Origin of the sequence: Bacillus methanolicus MGA3, from assembly GCF_000724485.1 — a bacterium.
GTDB lineage: Bacteria > Bacillota > Bacilli > Bacillales > Cytobacillaceae > Bacillus_Z > Bacillus_Z methanolicus_A.
Genome location: NZ_CP007739.1, coordinates 307,119 through 325,583 on the forward strand (window position 1 = coordinate 307,119; position 18,465 = coordinate 325,583).

An 18,465-nucleotide genomic window follows, 5' to 3' on the forward strand; every position below is an offset into this window, starting at 1 on the left:
ACTTTCTAAGGAGGATCATCGATGGCGAACGCTTATAAACAAGCGGGTGTGGATATAGAAGCAGGATATGAAGCGGTTTCGCGCATGAAAAAGCATGTGCAAAAAACAATGCGTGCCGGTGTATTAGGCGGCTTGGGCGGATTTGGAGGCATGTTTGATCTTTCATCCCTTCAACTAAAAGAGCCAGTGCTTGTTTCCGGTACGGACGGAGTCGGAACGAAACTTATGGTTGCGTTTTTAATGGATCAGCACGATACGATCGGAATCGACGCAGTCGCCATGTGTGTGAATGACATAGTTGTTCAAGGTGCAGAACCAATTTACTTTTTAGATTATATTGCTTGCGGAAAGGCAGACCCTGCGCGGATTGAAGCCATTGTTAAAGGAATCGCCGATGGATGCGAGCAGGCCGGATGTGCTTTAATTGGCGGAGAAACAGCTGAGATGCCGGGAATGTATGAAGCAGATGAATACGACTTGGCAGGATTTGCAGTCGGTGCCGCCGAAAAGGCAAACCTCATTACAGGTGAAAAGATCAAGGAAGGCGATGTGTTAATTGGATTAGCCTCGAACGGAATCCACAGCAACGGTTATTCGCTTGTCCGAAAAATCTTTTTCAAAGATGCAGGCATGTCTATATCCGATCATGTTGCAGAATTGGGCTGTACATTAGGGGAAGAGCTGCTTCGTCCGACAAGGATTTATGTTAAGCCGATTCTATCAGCCCTTCAAAAGTTTGAAATCAAAGGGATGGCCCATATAACCGGCGGAGGGTTTATTGAAAATATTCCACGCATGCTGCCGGAAGGGCTTGGTGCAGAAATCCATGAAGGTTCATGGCCGGAATTGCCGATTTTCAATGTAATGGAATCTGTTGGACACTTAGAGCACAGCGAAATGTACAATATTTTTAATATGGGAATAGGCATGGTTTTAGCAGTTGATAAAAAGATCGCGGCTGATGTGATCGAGCATTTTAATAATAGCGGAGAAAAAGCTTATCAAATTGGATTTGTTACGGATCGAAACGGAATCGAAATTCGTTGAAAAACGGAGGATAGCCATGAAAAACATCGCCGTATTTGCTTCAGGAAGCGGCAGCAATTTTCAAGCGATACTTGATGCCATTAACAACGGGAGCCTTAAAGCTAAAATCAAGCTCCTTGTATGCGATCAGAAAAATGCGTATGCGATTGAACGGGCAAAGGCAGCCCAAATTCCGCAATTTGTTTTTACAGCCAAAAATTATCTCAATAAAGAAGAATACGAAAATGAAATCGTGCACGAACTAAAGAAATATGGCGTTGAATTTATTGTTCTCGCAGGCTACATGAGGTTAATTGGTCCAACTCTATTAAAGGAATATGAGGGCCGTATCGTTAATATTCACCCATCCTTGCTTCCTGCTTTTCCGGGGAAGGATGCGATTGGGCAGGCATTAGCGGCAAGGGTGAAAGTGAGCGGAGTGACCATTCACTTTGTTGATGAAGGGATGGATACAGGACCGATTATTGCCCAGCAGGCTGTCACCATTGAAGATGGTGAGACTCGCGAAAGTTTACAAAGAAAAATTCAGGCCGTCGAACACAAGCTTTATCCGGAAGTATTGCAAAAGCTCTTTTCTACATCAAAGGAGGAAGAAAAATGGGAAACAAGCGTGCACTAATCAGTGTTTCAAATAAAGAAAATATCGTGGAATTTGCTAAACAGCTAGCTGAACTCGGTTTTGAAATTATTTCAACGGGCGGAACAAAAAAGGTGCTTCAGGAAAATAAAATCCCTGTAATTGGCATCAGCGATGTTACTGATTTTCCGGAAATTTTGGAAGGACGGGTTAAAACGCTTCATCCGAGAATCCATGGAGCTCTTTTAGCTAAATTTGATAATAAAGACCATCAGCAGCAAATTGCTTATCATCAGATTAAGCCGATCCAGCTTGTTTGCGTCAATCTTTATCCGTTCCAGGAGACGATTGCAAAGCCTGAAGCAACGGTTGAGGATGCGATAGAAAACATCGACATCGGCGGTCCGACAATGCTAAGAGCATCAGCGAAAAACCATGAGTATGTAACAGTAGTGGTCGATCCTGCAGATTATGAAACAGTTTTATCTGAGTTAAGAAATTTCGGAGAAGTGCAAAAAGAAACGCGCCGGAAACTAGCTGCAAAAGTCTTCCGCCATACAGCTGCTTATGATGCGTTAATTGCGGAATATATGACGGAATTGGTAGAGGAAAAAACACCTGAAAAATTAACGGTGACTTACGAGTTGAAACAACCGCTTCGCTACGGGGAAAACCCGCATCAAAAAGCTGCATTTTACCGGAAGCCGCTTGGATCCAAATTTTCCATCGCTAATGCCGATCAATTACACGGAAAAGAGCTTTCCTATAACAATATCAACGATGCAGATGCCGCACTGCAAATCGTAAAAGAATTTACAGAGCCGACAGCGGTGGCCGTTAAACATATGAATCCTTGCGGCGTTGGCACTGGGGAAACAATTTATGACGCGTTTACAAAAGCGTTTGAAGCGGATCCTGTTTCGATTTTTGGCGGAATTATTGCTTTGAATCGCGAAGTGGACGCTGAAACAGCCAAGAAGCTTCACGAAATTTTCTTAGAAATTATTATCGCGCCTTCTTTTTCAACGGAAGCTCTGGAAATTTTAACATCGAAAAAGAATTTGCGTTTATTAACTATTCCTTTTGATGAACAACAATCGGGCGAATTGAAGCTTACATCCATTGAAGGTGGATTGCTCGTTCAGGAACAGGACGCGTTCACGCTAGAAAATGCATCGATTTCCGTTCCGACAAAGCGGGAACCAACCGAAGAAGAATGGAAGGCTTTAAAGTTTGGCTGGAAAGTCGTTAAGCATGTGAAGTCGAACGCTATAGTCGTAGCTGGTAAAGATATGACGCTCGGTATTGGCGCAGGGCAAATGAATCGAGTCGGAGCTGCGAAAATCGCTCTTGAACAGGCTGGTGAAAAAGCAAACGGAGCCGTACTTGCATCAGATGCGTTTTTCCCAATGGATGATACAGTTGAAGCGGCAGCGAAAGCCGGAATTACAGCAATTATTCAGCCGGGCGGTTCAATTCGTGACGAAGATTCGATTAAAAAAGCAGATGAGTACGGAATCGCTATGGTCTTTACTGGCGTTAGGCATTTTAAACATTAATCATCAATGAATAAATATGGAACTGGCTTATAAAACTTGAAAAGTGGCTCATAAAACAGCAATTCTGGTGAAAAATGATAGAATAGAAGTTCACGCTTGTGAGGTGGAAAAAATTGAAGGTACTTGTCATCGGACGGGGTGGCCGTGAGCATGCCATTTGTACAAAAGTCAGCGAAAGCGCGTTGGTCGATAAAGTATTTGTTGCTCCAGGGAATCCAGGAATGGAAAATGTGGCGGAACGAGTTTTCGTTGAGGAACATGATCAAGAAAAACTCCTTGAGTTTGCAAAAAAAGAAGATATAGGCCTCATCATTATAGGACCAGAAGTGCCGCTTTTAGAAGGGCTGGCCGACCGTTTCAGTGAAGCGGGATTAAAAGTATTCGGCCCCAAAAAAGCAGCGGCCTTAATCGAAGGCAGCAAATCATTTGCGAAGGAACTTATGAAAAAATATCAAATTCCGACAGCCGAATATCAAGTTTTTTCAAATTATGAGGAAGCAAAGGAATATATTTTGGAAAAAGGCGCTCCGATTGTCATCAAAGCGGATGGGTTAGCTGCAGGAAAAGGAGTAACAGTCGCTCTTACGGTAGAGGAGGCACTATCAAGCCTTGAAGAAATGCTGCTTCATGAAAAGTTCGGTGCTGCATCCTCTAGTGTAGTGATTGAAGAATTTTTAAGTGGTGAAGAATTTTCTCTTATGGCTTTTGTTCATGGAGAAACGGTCGTTCCTCTTGAAATCGCACAAGATCATAAACGGGCCTATGACGGGGATCAGGGTCCTAATACGGGAGGAATGGGGGCATATTCTCCGGTTCCGCACATTGGCGAGGATACAGTGAAAACGGCGATTGAAATGATTTTAATACCGGCTGCAAAAGCGCTCGTCGCGGAAGGAAGAAGCTTTTCGGGCATCCTCTACGCAGGCCTTATTAAGACGGAAAACGGCCCGAAAGTAATTGAGTTTAATGCCCGTTTTGGCGACCCAGAAACACAAGTTGTTTTGCCGAGAATGAAATCGGATCTTGTGTCCGTAATATTGGATTTATTAGATGGAAAAAAACCTGAAATCGAATGGGATCACCAGGCAATGCTTGGAGTTGTAGTCGCAGCAGAAGGTTATCCTGGGGCATACAAAAAAGGTTCTGTTTTAAAAGGGCTTCCTGAGCTTGAAAGAGAACTTACCGTTTTTCACGCCGGGACTGAAAAAAATGAACAAGGTTTGTTTATAACAAATGGCGGACGAGTGCTCCTTGTAGGAGCTAAAGCGGAAACCTTGAAAGAAGCGCAGGCTAAAGTTTATTCAGGGCTTGCCAATTTACAGTGCAATGAAGTGTTTTACCGTAAAGATATCGGAAATAAAGCTATCGGACTCGCTTCTTATTAGTTTTGCGGACATAAACAAATAATAGGGCAACAATACTTCCAATTAACGCAATTAAGACAAATGACATATCCATCACATATTCAAGGAACATTTTAAATCATCTCCTTTTATAACTGAGGCTGTCTCATAAGGGTCTGCCCCCATGTTCGTTTATCAATATATAGTACATTTATCCAACATCATGTCCTGTATATTGTGTTATGGGGTCTGACCCTTTGGCTTTTGAAACATCCTCTTATTTAATGTTGAAAATCGTTAAGATGGATTATATGGGTGCATCTGATTCATCTCTGTTTCTTTGTTGTCTCTCATTTCCTGTCCTCTTTCAAATAGTGCAGTTACTGGACAAAAACGAACAATTCCTTCTGCCACCTTCATAGCCCCGAGCATAGACATAAAAAGATAAGAATCCCTCCAAGGTTTTTTTACAAGCTTTGCAGTGCTCCATGATAGTATTGTCAGGCCGATTGTAATCCGAATCAAAGCATTCACAATTCCGATATTTGTCTTTAAATTCATAAATGAACACTCCTCACAAAATTGTAAAAAATAATTTTCATTCTTTAATGCGTTAAACAACGAAATATGATAAGATATATTAATCACCCAAAATGTAAGGGCTTTCTTGCGATTATTTAAAATAAAAATATAAAAAAGGAGGGAGCAAGGTGCTGGAACAGCGCTACCGTTGGAAAAATAAGCACTTGCGTGAACACGTTTCCGTTTTGGACGGCAAATTGCCGCCGACGATCCTTTTAAAAAACGCTCGTTATTTAAACCAAACATTCCGCAAATGGATGACAGCAAATATTTGGATTTATGAAGATCGCATTGTTTATGTTGGCGAAAAAATGCCGGAAAACATAGAAGGGTGTGAGATCTACGATTGTTCTGATGTGCTGCTGGTTCCAGGTTATATTGAGCCGCATGCCCATCCATTTCAGTTATATAATCCCCATTCCTTTGCCCGATATGCATCACAATTTGGTACAACAACATTGATTAATGACAATTTGGTCCTTGCTTTGCAATTAGAAAAAAAGAAAGCGTTTTCTTTATTGAACGAATTGCGTAATATCCCAGTCTCTATGTATTGGTGGTGCCGCTTTGATTCCCAAACGGAATTACTTAATGAAGAACATGTTTTCTCACATGGAAATATCAAAGCATGGCTCGACCATGATGCTGTTTTGCAGGGTGGTGAATTGACTGGCTGGCCAAAACTCCTTGATGGAGATGATATGATGCTTCACTGGATACAGGAAGCCAAAAGAATGAGGAAAAAGATTGAAGGACATTTTCCAGGTGCATCAGAAAAAACGCTCGCGAAAATGATGCTCTTGGGAGCTGATTGCGACCACGAAGCCATGACTGGGAAAGAAGTATTGAACAGGCTGTTGCAAGGATATATGGTTTCGCTGCGCTATTCTTCGATTCGACCTGATCTGCCGCAGCTTCTGGACGAAATCCATGAGATGGGAATCGCTGTGTACGATAAATTTATATTTACAACGGATGGAGCAACATCTTCATTTTACGAACAGGGAATTATTGACAATATGATCCGGATTGCTATTGAAAAAGGAGTTCCTCCAATCGATGCCTATAATATGGCAACCATAAATATTGCGAAATACTATAATATCGATTATTTACATGGGAATATTGCGACAGGAAGAGTTGCTAATATCAATTTTATAACAGATGAGAAAAATCCTACTCCTATTTCCGTTCTTTCTAAAGGAAAATGGGTGAAGCGAGATGGGAAAGATTGCTGGGACTTTCCAATGCTTGAATGGAGCGAGCATGGATTTGAACCGCTCTCAATTGATTGGGACTTGTCAGCAGATGATTTGCAATTTTCCATGCCTTTCGGAATTAAAATGGAAAACTCTGTTATTACGAAACCATATTCAGTCAACTTAGATGTTTCGGTCGATAAATTATCCTTGTCACATGACGAGTGTTTCTTTATGCTGATCGACCGAAACGGCAAATGGAGGATTAATACGATTGTAAAAGGATTTGCACGGGAACTCCACGGACTCGTAAGTTCATTTTCCAATACCGGTGACATCATTTTGATCGGTAAAAATAAACAGGATATGTTAGTTGCGTTTAATCGGATGAAGGAAATCGGAGGAGGAATTGTCATTTCAGAAAACGGAGAAATTGTAAAAGAAATTCCTCTTCAACTTAAGGGGATTATGTCTTCAAAAAAAGTGGAGGATTTAATTGAGGAAGAAAAACAACTGTCAAAATACTTGCGGGAGAAAGGATACCGCTTTGCCGACCCGATCTATTCATTGCTGTTTTTCTCTTCAACTCACTTGCCCTATATACGTATTATTCAGCAAGGAATGTACGATGTTATGAATAAAATAGTACTCTTTCCATCGATAATGCGTTAAAATATAAAAGTGATAAAGCAATTTAGCAACGGGCGAATGGAATATTTTAGGGGATGTGGGAGTGTATTAATATGATAAAAAAATGGGTCGTTGCTGGCTCCATTATGCTTCTGCTTTTGACAGGCTGCAACAAGGAGGAAAAAACCAACGTAAACGAAAAAAAAGAATCAGATGAAGCGGTTCAGGAAACAGCAACAAAAAATGAGTTTTCCTACCGATTCCCTTTAACGGGAATCGGTACAGAAGAACAAACGAAACGCCGGGCAATCGCTGTTGTGATTAATAATCACCCTGCTGCCAGGCCGCAGTCAGGCTTGAATAAAGCAGACATCGTTTATGAGGTGCTGGCAGAAGGTGATGTAACAAGACTTCTCGCCGTCTTTCAAAGTGAAATGCCTGATCAGGTTGGACCTGTCCGAAGTGCTCGAGACTATCTTATCGAGCTTGCCAAGGGTTTTAACAGCTTGTTTATTGCGCATGGCTACAGTCCGGAAGCAAAAAAAATGCTAGAACAAGGATATATTGACAACTTAAATGGGATGAAGTATGATGGCACTCTGTTTAAGAGGGTAGATTTTCGAAAAGCTCCTCATAATTCGTATATTTCGTTTGCAAATATTAAAAAAGGAGCTGAGTTAAACAATTATGATTTAACGGAAAGTCCTGATCCGTTGAAATTTTATCAAAAAGATGAGCTTGCCAAGATAACTGGCAAGAAAGCAAGTTCTGTTATGATTTCCTATTTTTCCAATGATTTGTTCAATGTCAGCTATGAATACGATCCTAAGCTTGAGAAATACAGACGCTACACAAACGAAGAACAGACGGTAGACTATGAAACAAAAGAGCCGGTGCTCATTGACAATATTTTGATTCTTGAAATGGAACATAAAGTGATTGACAATTACGGCAGGCGTGATATCAACTTAACTTCAGGCGGAAAAGGGTATTTGTTGCAAAAAGGGAAATGGAACGAAATAGAATGGAAAAACAAGGAAGGCAAAATTATTCCATATTTAAATGGGGAAGAAGCATCATTCGTGCCCGGAAAAACATGGGTTAATGTGATTCCGTCTGATCCAGGATTAACGGAATCTGTTTCATTTGAATCTAATTAAAATAATATTTCTATCTTAAAGGAGTATTAAATATGCAAATTGATAAATTAAGAGGCAAGCAACTTGATCAATTGTTTAAAGCAATCCTTTCTTTAAGAGATCTGGAAGAATGCTACCGTTTCTTTGATGATCTTTGCACAGTCAATGAAATCCAGTCGCTAGCCCAGCGTTTAGAAGTAGCCCGTATGCTCCGTGAGGGAAATACGTATCATAAGATTGAAACAGAAACAGGAGCCAGCACTGCTACGATCTCACGCGTGAAACGCTCCTTAAACTACGGAAACGACGCCTATGCAATTGCATTAGATCGAATAAAAGAACAAGAATCTGTAAGTGAAAAATAACCTCTTAAACCGAAGACTGCTTCGGTTTTTTCTTTTTGTCTAGCTCAAGCGCCTAGGTCCTCGGGGTCATAAGCTAACCTCCTTTGGTGGATGAAGAGCTGCCTCCCCGTAAGCTGTCTTATGCTCGTCGGACTTGATCAATGCGCTTGCGCTTTTCCTTTTTGATTACTTTTAACAATGCTATAATGGTGTAATGGAAGTATTAATGGGAGGCAGTTGGCAATGTATGATATTCGCGAGTGGCGCCATGTGTTTAAGCTCGATCCAAATAGATCCATTAACGATGAAGATCTCGAAAGAATCTGTGAATCTGGAACAGATGCTGTTATTGTTGGGGGAACAGAAGGTATTACCCTTGAAAATGTTCTAAATTTAATGGCTCGAATCCGCAAATTTTCGGTTCCTTGTGTGTTGGAGGTTTCAACTATTGATTCTGTCACGCCTGGATTTGATTTCTATTTTATCCCAACGGTATTAAACAGCCGTGATTCTAAGTGGATCACTGGATTGCATCAGCAAGCAGTGAAGGAATACGGGAAGATTATGAACTGGGAAGAAATTATTATGGAGGGCTACTGTATATTAAATCAAGACTGTAAGGCTGCCTGGCTAACAAGTGCAGATGTAAATCTTGATAAAGAGGATGTCAAGTCGTTTGCGATGATGTCTGAAAAAATGTTCCATTTACCGGTTTTTTATCTTGAGTACAGCGGCAAATACGGAGATCCGGAGTTAGTCCGCGAGGTAAAAGAAGTGCTTGAAGAAACGGTTCTTTTTTATGGCGGTGGAATTGAATCGGCAGAACAGGCAAAGGAAATGGCAGCCCATGCAGATGTGATTGTCGTAGGCAATGCAGTTTATAAAAATTTGGCCGAGGCTTTAAAAACAGTTTCTGCAGTTAAATCATAAAATCCCGGTTGAAGAGAAGGCAAAGGGACTAATGTAGAATAGGAACAAACGTTCGTTTGGTGGTGAAAAATAAAATGCAATTTTTAACTGAAAAATTGTTGAGTGGATTGAATCCACAGCAACAAAAGGCCGTCAAGGCAACGGACGGGCCTCTTTTAATTATGGCCGGAGCCGGAAGCGGAAAAACGAGAGTGTTGACACACCGCATCGCCTATTTGATGGTCGAAAAAGGTGTAAATCCTTACAATATTCTAGCAATTACGTTTACAAACAAAGCAGCCCGTGAAATGAAAGAACGGATTCAAAATTTGATTGGCGGCGCCGGAGAGGAAATCTGGATATCAACCTTTCACTCGATGTGTGTAAGAATCTTACGGAGAGATATCGACAGGATCGGATTTAACAGAAATTTTACCATTCTCGATGCAACAGATCAGCAATCAGTGATTAAAGGTATTTTGAAAGACAAAAACATAGACCCGAAAAAGTCTGATCCGCGGGCGATATTAGGGTCTATCAGCTCGGCAAAAAACGAACTTATTGATCCTGAAGAATTTTCGAAGACAGCCGGAGGTTATTACGAGCAGGTTGTCAGTGATATCTATACTGAATACCAGAAACGGCTCCGCAAAAATCAGGCGCTTGATTTCGACGATCTAATCATGACAACCATTCAATTGTTCAAGCGTGTTCCTGAGGTTCTTGAATATTATCAACGAAAATTCCAGTACATTCATGTCGATGAGTATCAGGATACGAATAAAGCACAATATATGCTAGTAAAAATGCTGGCTGCACGATTTAAGAATTTGTGTGTTGTCGGAGATTCAGACCAATCAATTTACCGATGGCGCGGAGCGGATATTGCCAATATTTTATCTTTTGAAAAAGACTATCCGAATGCCCAAGTTATTTTATTAGAACAAAATTACCGCTCGACAAAGAGAATTTTGTTAGCGGCAAATGAAGTAATTGCCAATAACGTAAACCGCAAGCCTAAAAATCTTTGGACGGAAAACGCTGAAGGAAATAAGATTGTTTATTACCGAGCGGTTAGCGAACAGGCAGAAGCACAGTTTGTTGCGGGAAAAATTAAAGAAATGGTTGAAAGCGGGAAGCGGCGGCTTTCTGATATCGCTATTTTGTACAGGACAAATGCCCAGTCGCGTGTAATGGAGGAAGTGCTTCTGAAATCGAATATCGAATACTCGATCGTCGGCGGGATTAAATTCTACGACCGCAAAGAAATTAAAGATATCCTCTCTTATCTTCGCTTGATTGCCAATCCGGATGATGATATCAGTCTGCAACGTGTGATCAACGTACCTAAAAGAGGCATAGGATCAAGCTCGATTGATAAAATCGCGAACTTTGCGCTGAGCCATGACATGTCGATGTACCAAGCGCTTGAGGCAATCGATATGATTGGCTTGAGCCCAAAAATTGCGAAAGCGGCGGCTGAATTCCGCGATTTCATTCAAAATTATTCAAGAATGCAAGAGTATTTATCTGTAACGGAACTCGTTGATGAAGTCCTTGATAAATCAGGCTACCGCGAAATGCTGAAAGCGGAAAGATCACTCGAAGCTCAGAGCCGGCTTGAAAACTTGGAGGAATTTCTTTCTGTTACGAAAAACTTTGAAGAAACGAGCGAAGATAAAAGCTTAATAGCGTTCTTAACAGATTTAGCGCTTGTTGCAGATATTGACAGTCTTGATGAAGACGGCCAAAAAACAGATGCGGTCGTGTTAATGACATTGCACTCTGCAAAAGGGCTTGAATTTCCGGTAGTCTTTTTAATTGGCATGGAGGAAGGAGTATTCCCACATAGCCGTTCGTTAATGGAAGAAGCGGAAATGGAAGAGGAGCGCCGTCTTGCTTATGTCGGTATCACTCGTGCCGAAGAAGAGCTTTATATAACCAACGCTCAGATGAGGACGCTATTTGGACAGACAAAAATGAATCCTGAATCACGTTTTATTAAAGAGATCCCTGAAGATGTTTTAGAGGTAATTCATAAGGTTCAGAGTCAGGCTTCTACGTCTGGGATGCCGAAACAACCCGAAAGGCGTCCGGTAATGAGACCGGCGACAGCCACTACCGGAGGCGATGGTATCAACTGGAAAGTGGGAGATAAGGCAGAGCATGGCAAATGGGGGGTTGGCATCGTTGTTAGTGTAAAAGGCGAGGGTGAAGGAACTGAGCTCGATATTGTTTTTCCAAACCCGATTGGAATCAAACGGCTGCTGGCAAAATTTGCCCCAATTAAAAAAGCATGAAGTCCTTTTCACATTTACTTTCTAACGTTAATCTCTATATGGAAGGGTTGGGCTTATGGATTTACAAACAGTTGAAAAGCGAATAAAAGATTTGCAAAATCTTCTTAATCAATATAACTATGAATACCATGTCCTTGATAAGCCATCCGTACCAGATGCCGAGTATGACCGCCTTATGCTTGAACTGGTTGAATTGGAATCCCAGTTTCCGCAATTCAAGACTCCTGATTCACCTACCCAGCGTATAGGCGGAGAAGTTCTTGATACGTTTAAAAAGGTGGAGCATCGAACGCCGATGCTCAGTCTTAGCAATGCATTCAATGAGCAGGACTTGCGTGATTTTGATCGGCGCATTCGCCAAATAATCGGGAACGACTTCTCATACGTGTGCGAGCTGAAAATCGATGGACTTGCCGTGTCTCTTCGTTATGAAAACGGCATATTTGTTCAGGGTGCAACAAGAGGAGACGGTACAACCGGAGAAGATATTACAGCAAACTTGAGAACAATTCGCTCGATTCCATTGAGGCTTAACGAGCCGGTAACAATTGAAGTTCGCGGCGAAGCTTTCATGCCAAGGCGGTCTTTTGAAGCATTAAACAAAGTCCGCAAAGAACGTGGCGAAGAACCGTTTGCAAACCCGAGAAATGCAGCTGCTGGTTCTCTAAGGCAGCTTGATCCGCGGATTGCTGCATCCCGCAATCTTGACATCTTCCTCTACGGAATCGGTGATGTTGGGGAAACCGGGATAACGAGCCACAGTGAAGGCCTTGATTTTCTTGAAAAGCTTGGGTTCAAAACGAATAAAGAGCGCAAGACTTGTGCGAACATTGATGAAGTGATTGAGTTTGTCAACAGCTGGGTTGAAAAACGTCAGAGTCTGGCATATGACATTGACGGCATTGTGATTAAAGTAGACTCTTTAGAGCAGCAAAGAGTGCTTGGAACAACAGCCAAAAGCCCGCGCTGGGCAATTGCCTATAAGTTTCCGGCAGAAGAGGTTGTTACGATTTTAAAAGATATCGAACTGAGTGTAGGGCGTACAGGAGTTGTCACTCCGACTGCGATTTTAGAACCGGTCCGGGTTGCAGGGACTGTGGTGCAAAGGGCATCTTTGCACAATGAAGATTTAATACGTGAAAAAGATATCAAGATCGGTGACCATGTTGTTGTGAAAAAGGCCGGTGACATTATTCCGGAAGTTGCCAATGTGCTGGCAGACAAGAGAACCGGTGAAGAAAAAGATTTCCACATGCCAACTCATTGCCCGGAATGTGAGAGTGAATTAGTCCGGCTTAACGGAGAAGTGGCTCTTCGTTGCATAAATCCGAAATGCCCGGCTCAGATCCGTGAGGGACTTATTCATTTTGTCTCAAGAAATGCCATGAATATAGAGGGGCTTGGAGAGAAAGTTATTTCCCAGCTTTTTTCAGCCAATCTGGTACATGATGTAGCTGACATTTATAAATTAACCCGGGAACAGCTGATTGGACTGGAAAGAATGGGTGAAAAATCCGTTAATAACTTGCTTCAGGCGATTGAAGCTTCGAAGCAAAATTCGCTTGAAAGACTTCTTTTCGGGCTTGGAATTCGCCATGTCGGTGCAAAAGCAGCCAAAACGCTTGCGATGGAATTCGGAACAATGGACAGACTGGCGTCTGCAAGCAGAGAAGAGCTAACAGCCATCAATGAAATTGGGGAGAAAATGGCTGATTCCATCGTAACATTTTTTGAAATGGAAGAAGTCAGAGAATTAATCCAGGAATTAAAAGCTTCCGGAGTCAATATGGAATACAAGGGCCCAGCCCCGGTTACACGTACGGAATCAGAATCTTTCTTTTCTGGTAAGACAATCGTGTTAACAGGAAAATTGGCACAGCTTACAAGAAATGAAGCAAAGGAAAGAATTGAGGCTCTTGGCGGAAATGTAGCCGGAAGCGTGAGTAAGAAAACGGATCTTGTCATTGCAGGAGAAGACGCTGGTTCGAAACTTACAAAGGCAGAGGAGCTTGGAATTGAGGTTTGGAACGAGGAGAGGCTGCTTGAAGAATTAACGAAATAGAGGTGGAAATGCGGTGAGAAAACTCTCAATAATCGCGTTATCTCTCGTCCTCTTGCTGACTGCATGTGCGCCGAATTTTCAAAAGCAGGAGGAAGTCGTCCAAAAAACAGACGATTCGAAAAAAGAAAAAGCGATTATTCCTAAATACAAAATTTCGGATAAGTACTATCGAACAATTATGCCTTTTGAGCCGAGTCAAGCTCGCGGCCTTGTTGTGGAAAATCTTAATACAAGATATGACATTAATGAATTTGAAACAGGCTTGATGAGGCTGGCCCAAAATATATTTGATCCTGATAAATATGTATTTAGAGAAGGACAATATCTTGACCGGAAAACTGTACAGCTCTGGTTAAACCGAAAGTTTACTCCTGAACAGTTAAAAGAAGAAAATCTCAGCGAAAAAGAAAACATTGGGCTTAACCCGCTCGATGACGGAAAAGGCGACATAAAAGAACGGAATAATAGAAATCCGATTTACCTTGCTCATATTTTGGAACACGACTACCTTGTACAAGGGGAAAATAACACATACCATCTTGGCGGTGTGGCGATCGGCCTTGCCTTAAATTCAGTCTATTATTATCAAACAGAACAATTTGGAGCCACTTTTGAAAGGAAAATCCCTCATGCGGAACTTGAGAGAGAAGGGAAAAAAATAGCTGAAGAAGTGGTCAGACGATTAAGAAAAATGGATGGATTAAAGGATGTACCAATCATGATAGGGCTGTTTGAACAGGAGAGCCGTTCGTCTGTCGTACCCGGCAACTTTTTTGCATACACGAATGTAGCGAAAGGCAGTTCAAGTATCAGTGAATGGGAAAAAGTGAATGAGGATTATATACTCTTTCCTTCTCCAGAGGCGGAAGAGAAACACCGTGACGATTGGACAATGTTTCAAAACTTCAAACAAGATGTAGAGAAGTATTTTCCTAACTTTAACGGCGTTATCGGCAGAGCTTTTTATGCAGAAGGGCAGCTTCAGGAAATAAATATCGATATCCCGATTCAATTTTACGGAAAGGCAGAAGTGATTGGATTTTCCCAATATGTAACCGGATTAGTAATGGAGCATTTTCCAGATTATATTTCCGTTAATGTAAATATCACTTCTGTAAACGGTCCGGAAGCGTTAATTGTCCGAAAGCCCAAACAGAATGAGCCGTTTGTTCATATTTACGAGTAAAATAAGCCAGAGGGTTTCTGGCTTTTTCTTTTTTAGCATATGAATGCTATTGGAATACTGAGAAAATAAGTGAATTTGATATGATTGAAGTGAAGAAAAGAAACATGGTAGAATGATTAATGTATGTAAACGTTTTAATACATAAGGAGGCAGGAAAATGGTACAACCTTACAAACATGAGCCTTTTACAGACTTTACTGTGGAAGAAAACAGAAAAGCGTACCTGCAAGGCTTAAAAACAGTTGAGGGCTATTTAGGTCAAGACTATGATTTAGTGATTGGCGGAGAGCGCATCTCCACAGAAGATAAGATTATTTCCATCAATCCTTCCAATAAAGAGGAAGTTATCGGCCGCGTATCCAAAGCAAACAAAGAGCTTGCGGAAAAAGCGATGCAGGCTGCCGTGGAAGCGTTTAAAACATGGAGAAAGGTAAAACCGGAAACACGTGCGGATGTGCTGTTCAAAGCTGCAGCGATTCTTCGCCGCCGCAAGCATGAATTTTCTGCGTTATTGACAAAAGAAGCCGGTAAGCCGTGGAAAGAAGCGGACGCTGATACAGCGGAAGCGATTGACTTCCTTGAATACTATGGGCGGCAAATGCTTCGCATCAAAGACGGTGTACCGGTTAACAGCCGTCCGAATGAATTCAACCGTTATGACTACATTCCATTAGGAGTCGGAGTCATTATTTCTCCATGGAACTTCCCGTTAGCGATCATGGCTGGAACAACGGTTGCGGCTATTGTATCCGGAAACACGGTTGTGTTAAAACCAGCGTCTGCAACTCCGGTTGTTGCAGCAAAATTCGTAGAAGTGATGGAAGAAGCAGGCCTTCCAAAAGGCGTGTTAAATTTCGTTCCGGGCAGCGGTTCGGAAGTAGGCGACTATTTAGTTGATCATAAAGATACCCGCTTCATTTCCTTCACTGGATCCCGCGATGTGGGCTTACGCATTTACGAACGCGCATCAAAATTAAATGACGGCCAAATCTGGCTGAAGCGCGTTATCGCAGAAATGGGAGGAAAAGACACAATTATCGTTGATAAAGAAGCTGATCTTGAATTAGCAGCGCAATCGATTGTGGCTTCTGCGTTCGGATTCTCCGGGCAAAAATGTTCGGCTTGTTCCCGTGCGGTTGTCTTTGAGGATGTATATGATCAAGTATTAAACCGAGTTGTGGAGTTAACGAATCAATTAACAGTAGGAAATCCTGAAGATCAAAACACATTCATGGGCCCTGTTATTGATCAAAACGCCTTCAACAAAATCATGGAATATATTGAAATCGGGAAGCAGGAAGGCAAACTGAAGACAGGCGGAGAAGGAGATAGCTCTAAAGGCTTCTTCATAAAGCCGACTGTATTTGCTGATCTTGATCCTAAAGCACGCATCATGCAGGAAGAAATCTTCGGACCGGTTGTTGGCTTTGCAAAAGCGAAAGATTTCGATCATGCGATTGAAATTGCAAACAATACCGAGTACGGTTTAACAGGTGCAGTTATCTCAAATAATCGCGAACACATCGAAAAAGCGCGTGAAGATTTCCATGTCGGAAACTTGTACTTTAACCGCGGATGTACTGGCGCCATCGTTGGGTATCAGCCGTTTGGCGGATTCAACATGTCCGGTACAGATTCAAAAGCAGGCGGTCCTGATTACTTGCTTCTGCATATGCAAGCGAAAACAACTTCAGAAATGTTCTAATGCCATTAAGCCCCTTCTTATTTTGAGAAGGGGTTTTGTGTTTTCAACAAACATTCTTCTAGTACCTTATCCTCTAACAAAAATTAATCCTTCTTATTTTTTTGACAATCAATAATCCCCGAAAAGTTCGGATATTGAAAAACAGCAATAAAAAATTTTCTTAAAAATCATAAAAAGTGTTTCTTTTTTTGATCATCTGTTATATAATACGAATTAACAATAATATGTGTATTATAACAAAGGGGTGTATATAACTCATGTCCACTCAAACGACAGGCATTGAAATCGTTGGTTCGATCAAACCGGGATATGAAGAAATCCTAACAGCAGAAGCACTCAATTTTATTGAAGAATTGGAAAGAAAGTTTGGTCCACGGAGAAAAGAACTGCTGCAGCTCCGGCAAAAAAGGCAAGAAGAAATCAACCAGGGAAAACTCCCGGATTTTCTTCCTGAAACAGAGCATATTCGAAACGGGGATTGGACAATCTCGCCGCTTCCAGACGATCTACGTGACAGACGTGTGGAAATTACCGGACCAACCGATCGAAAAATGATAATAAATGCGTTGAATTCCGGTGCCAAAATCTTTATGGCAGATTGTGAGGACGCCACTTCACCAACTTGGGAAAACATTGTCGAAGGGCAGATTAATCTTAGAGATGCAGTGAACCGGACGATCTCGTTCGAAAATCCAAACGGCAAGAAATATGTTCTTAATGAAAAAACAGCTGTACTTCTTGTTCGTCCAAGAGGCCTTCATCTTGAAGAAAAACATTTGCTGCTTGATGGAAAACCGATTTCCGGCAGTTTCTTCGATTTTGGAATGTACTTTTTCCATAATGCAAAAAATCTGATTGCGAGAGGAACCGGCCCTTATTTTTACTTGCCGAAGCTTGAAAGCCATCTTGAAGCAAGACTGTGGAATGACGTATTTGTTTATTCACAGGAAAAGCTGGGTATCCCTCAAGGGACAATAAAAGCAACGGTTCTTATTGAAACGATTTTGGCTGCGTTCGAAATGCATGAGATCTTATATGAATTAAGGGAGCATTCTGCCGGATTGAACTGCGGACGCTGGGATTATATTTTCAGCTACTTGAAAAAGTTCCGCAATCACGAAAATGTCATCTTGCCTGATAGATCACAGGTGACAATGACTGTTCCGTTTATGAGATCTTACTCACTGCTGACGATTCAGACTTGCCACCGCCGTAAAGCGCCGGCAATTGGAGGTATGGCGGCACAAATTCCTGTTAAAAACAATCCGAAAGCAAATGAAGAAGCTTTTGCAAAAGTACGTGCCGATAAAGAACGGGAAGCACGCGACGGTCATGATGGGACATGGGTAGCACACCCTGCTTTAGTTCCGGTTGCGCTAGAAGTTTTTAATCGGGAAATGCCTGATGCCAATCAAATTGAAACGAAAAAACTTGAAGAACTTAACGTTTCAGCCAGTGACTTACTCGAAGTTCCTGAGGGAACGATCACAGAAAATGGTGTCCGAATGAACATCAATGTCGGAATCCAATATGTGGCATCTTGGCTAAGCGGCAGAGGCGCAGCGCCTATCCATAATCTAATGGAAGATGCTGCTACAGCAGAAATTTCAAGGGCACAGCTTTGGCAATGGATCCGCCATCCAAAAGGTATTTTAGATGACGGCAGAAAAGTGACCGTTGAGATGTATGAGCAGTTTAAGAAAGAAGAGCTCGAAAAAATTAAACAGGAAATCGGTGCTGAAGCTTATGCTAATGGCCGGTTTGAAGAGGCAGTTGAATTGTTTGACAAGCTAATATTAAACGATGAGTTTGCTGAATTCCTAACTCTTCCGGGTTATGAAATTCTATAGATTAATATAATCATAAATTTTAAGGAGGATTTA

At 41.7% G+C, this 18,465-nt stretch carries 15 protein-coding genes; 13 read left to right on the top strand and 2 right to left on the bottom strand.

Annotation, left to right across the window (positions count from 1 at the left end; genetic code table 11):
- Positions 1-21: 21 nt before the first annotated feature.
- The 4 genes from purM (at position 22) to purD (ending at position 4,568) form a co-directional block, all read left to right on the top strand.
- Positions 22-1,047, top strand: coding sequence for a phosphoribosylformylglycinamidine cyclo-ligase (purM, locus tag BMMGA3_RS01685; RefSeq protein ID WP_003348400.1), 1,026 nt, complete (start codon positions 22-24; stop codon positions 1,045-1,047).
- A 16-nt stretch (positions 1,048-1,063) separates the two neighbouring features.
- A complete protein-coding gene (gene purN / locus BMMGA3_RS01690; protein ID WP_003348398.1) occupies positions 1,064-1,666 on the top strand; it encodes a phosphoribosylglycinamide formyltransferase in 603 nt (200 codons plus the stop codon).
- On the top strand, positions 1,645-3,183 hold the full coding sequence (gene purH / locus BMMGA3_RS01695) for a bifunctional phosphoribosylaminoimidazolecarboxamide formyltransferase/IMP cyclohydrolase (RefSeq protein ID WP_003348396.1): 1,539 nt from the start codon (positions 1,645-1,647) through the stop codon (positions 3,181-3,183). Before purN ends, purH begins: the two co-directional genes overlap by 22 nt.
- 113 nt (positions 3,184-3,296) lie before the next feature.
- Positions 3,297-4,568: a phosphoribosylamine--glycine ligase gene (purD, locus tag BMMGA3_RS01700; protein ID WP_003348395.1), complete on the top strand. Its 1,272-nt coding sequence runs from the start codon at positions 3,297-3,299 to the stop codon at positions 4,566-4,568.
- On the opposite strand, the gene BMMGA3_RS18675 is transcribed toward purD, so the two are convergent.
- Complete coding sequence (locus BMMGA3_RS18675; RefSeq protein ID WP_412150666.1) at positions 4,546-4,659, bottom strand: EYxxD motif small membrane protein; 114 nt, start codon at positions 4,657-4,659, stop codon at positions 4,546-4,548. The two genes, purD and BMMGA3_RS18675, sit on opposite strands and share 23 nt — an antisense overlap.
- 164 nt (positions 4,660-4,823) lie before the next feature.
- Entirely contained in the window at positions 4,824-5,087 is a 264-nt protein-coding gene (locus BMMGA3_RS01705; protein WP_003348393.1) for a YgaP family membrane protein, read from the bottom strand.
- A gap of 149 nt (positions 5,088-5,236) precedes the next feature.
- Between BMMGA3_RS01705 and BMMGA3_RS01710 the strand changes: the two genes are divergently transcribed.
- From BMMGA3_RS01710 to aceB, 9 genes are all read left to right on the top strand, one after another.
- A complete protein-coding gene (locus BMMGA3_RS01710; protein ID WP_003348391.1) occupies positions 5,237-6,979 on the top strand; it encodes an adenine deaminase C-terminal domain-containing protein in 1,743 nt (580 codons plus the stop codon).
- Positions 6,980-7,050: 71 nt separating this feature from the next.
- A complete protein-coding gene (locus tag BMMGA3_RS01715; RefSeq protein ID WP_003348388.1) occupies positions 7,051-8,097 on the top strand; it encodes a DUF3048 domain-containing protein in 1,047 nt (348 codons plus the stop codon).
- Between the two features lie 32 nt (positions 8,098-8,129).
- Positions 8,130-8,441, top strand: coding sequence for a YerC/YecD family TrpR-related protein (locus tag BMMGA3_RS01720; RefSeq protein WP_003348386.1), 312 nt, complete (start codon positions 8,130-8,132; stop codon positions 8,439-8,441).
- Between the two features lie 222 nt (positions 8,442-8,663).
- A complete protein-coding gene (locus BMMGA3_RS01725; protein WP_003348384.1) occupies positions 8,664-9,350 on the top strand; it encodes a heptaprenylglyceryl phosphate synthase in 687 nt (228 codons plus the stop codon).
- A 74-nt stretch (positions 9,351-9,424) separates the two neighbouring features.
- On the top strand, positions 9,425-11,629 hold the full coding sequence (pcrA, locus tag BMMGA3_RS01730; RefSeq protein WP_003348383.1) for a DNA helicase PcrA: 2,205 nt from the start codon (positions 9,425-9,427) through the stop codon (positions 11,627-11,629).
- Between the two features lie 55 nt (positions 11,630-11,684).
- Positions 11,685-13,691: an NAD-dependent DNA ligase LigA gene (ligA, locus tag BMMGA3_RS01735; RefSeq protein ID WP_003348381.1), complete on the top strand. Its 2,007-nt coding sequence runs from the start codon at positions 11,685-11,687 to the stop codon at positions 13,689-13,691.
- A gap of 13 nt (positions 13,692-13,704) precedes the next feature.
- Entirely contained in the window at positions 13,705-14,877 is a 1,173-nt protein-coding gene (locus BMMGA3_RS01740) for a CamS family sex pheromone protein (protein ID WP_003348379.1), read from the top strand.
- Between the two features lie 157 nt (positions 14,878-15,034).
- Positions 15,035-16,582 carry an L-glutamate gamma-semialdehyde dehydrogenase gene (gene pruA, locus BMMGA3_RS01745; RefSeq protein WP_003348377.1) on the top strand — a complete coding sequence of 516 codons (1,548 nt, stop codon included), beginning with the start codon at positions 15,035-15,037 and terminating at the stop codon, positions 16,580-16,582.
- A 257-nt stretch (positions 16,583-16,839) separates the two neighbouring features.
- On the top strand, positions 16,840-18,432 hold the full coding sequence (aceB, locus tag BMMGA3_RS01750) for a malate synthase A (protein ID WP_003348374.1): 1,593 nt from the start codon (positions 16,840-16,842) through the stop codon (positions 18,430-18,432).
- Positions 18,433-18,465: the final 33 nt, after the last annotated feature.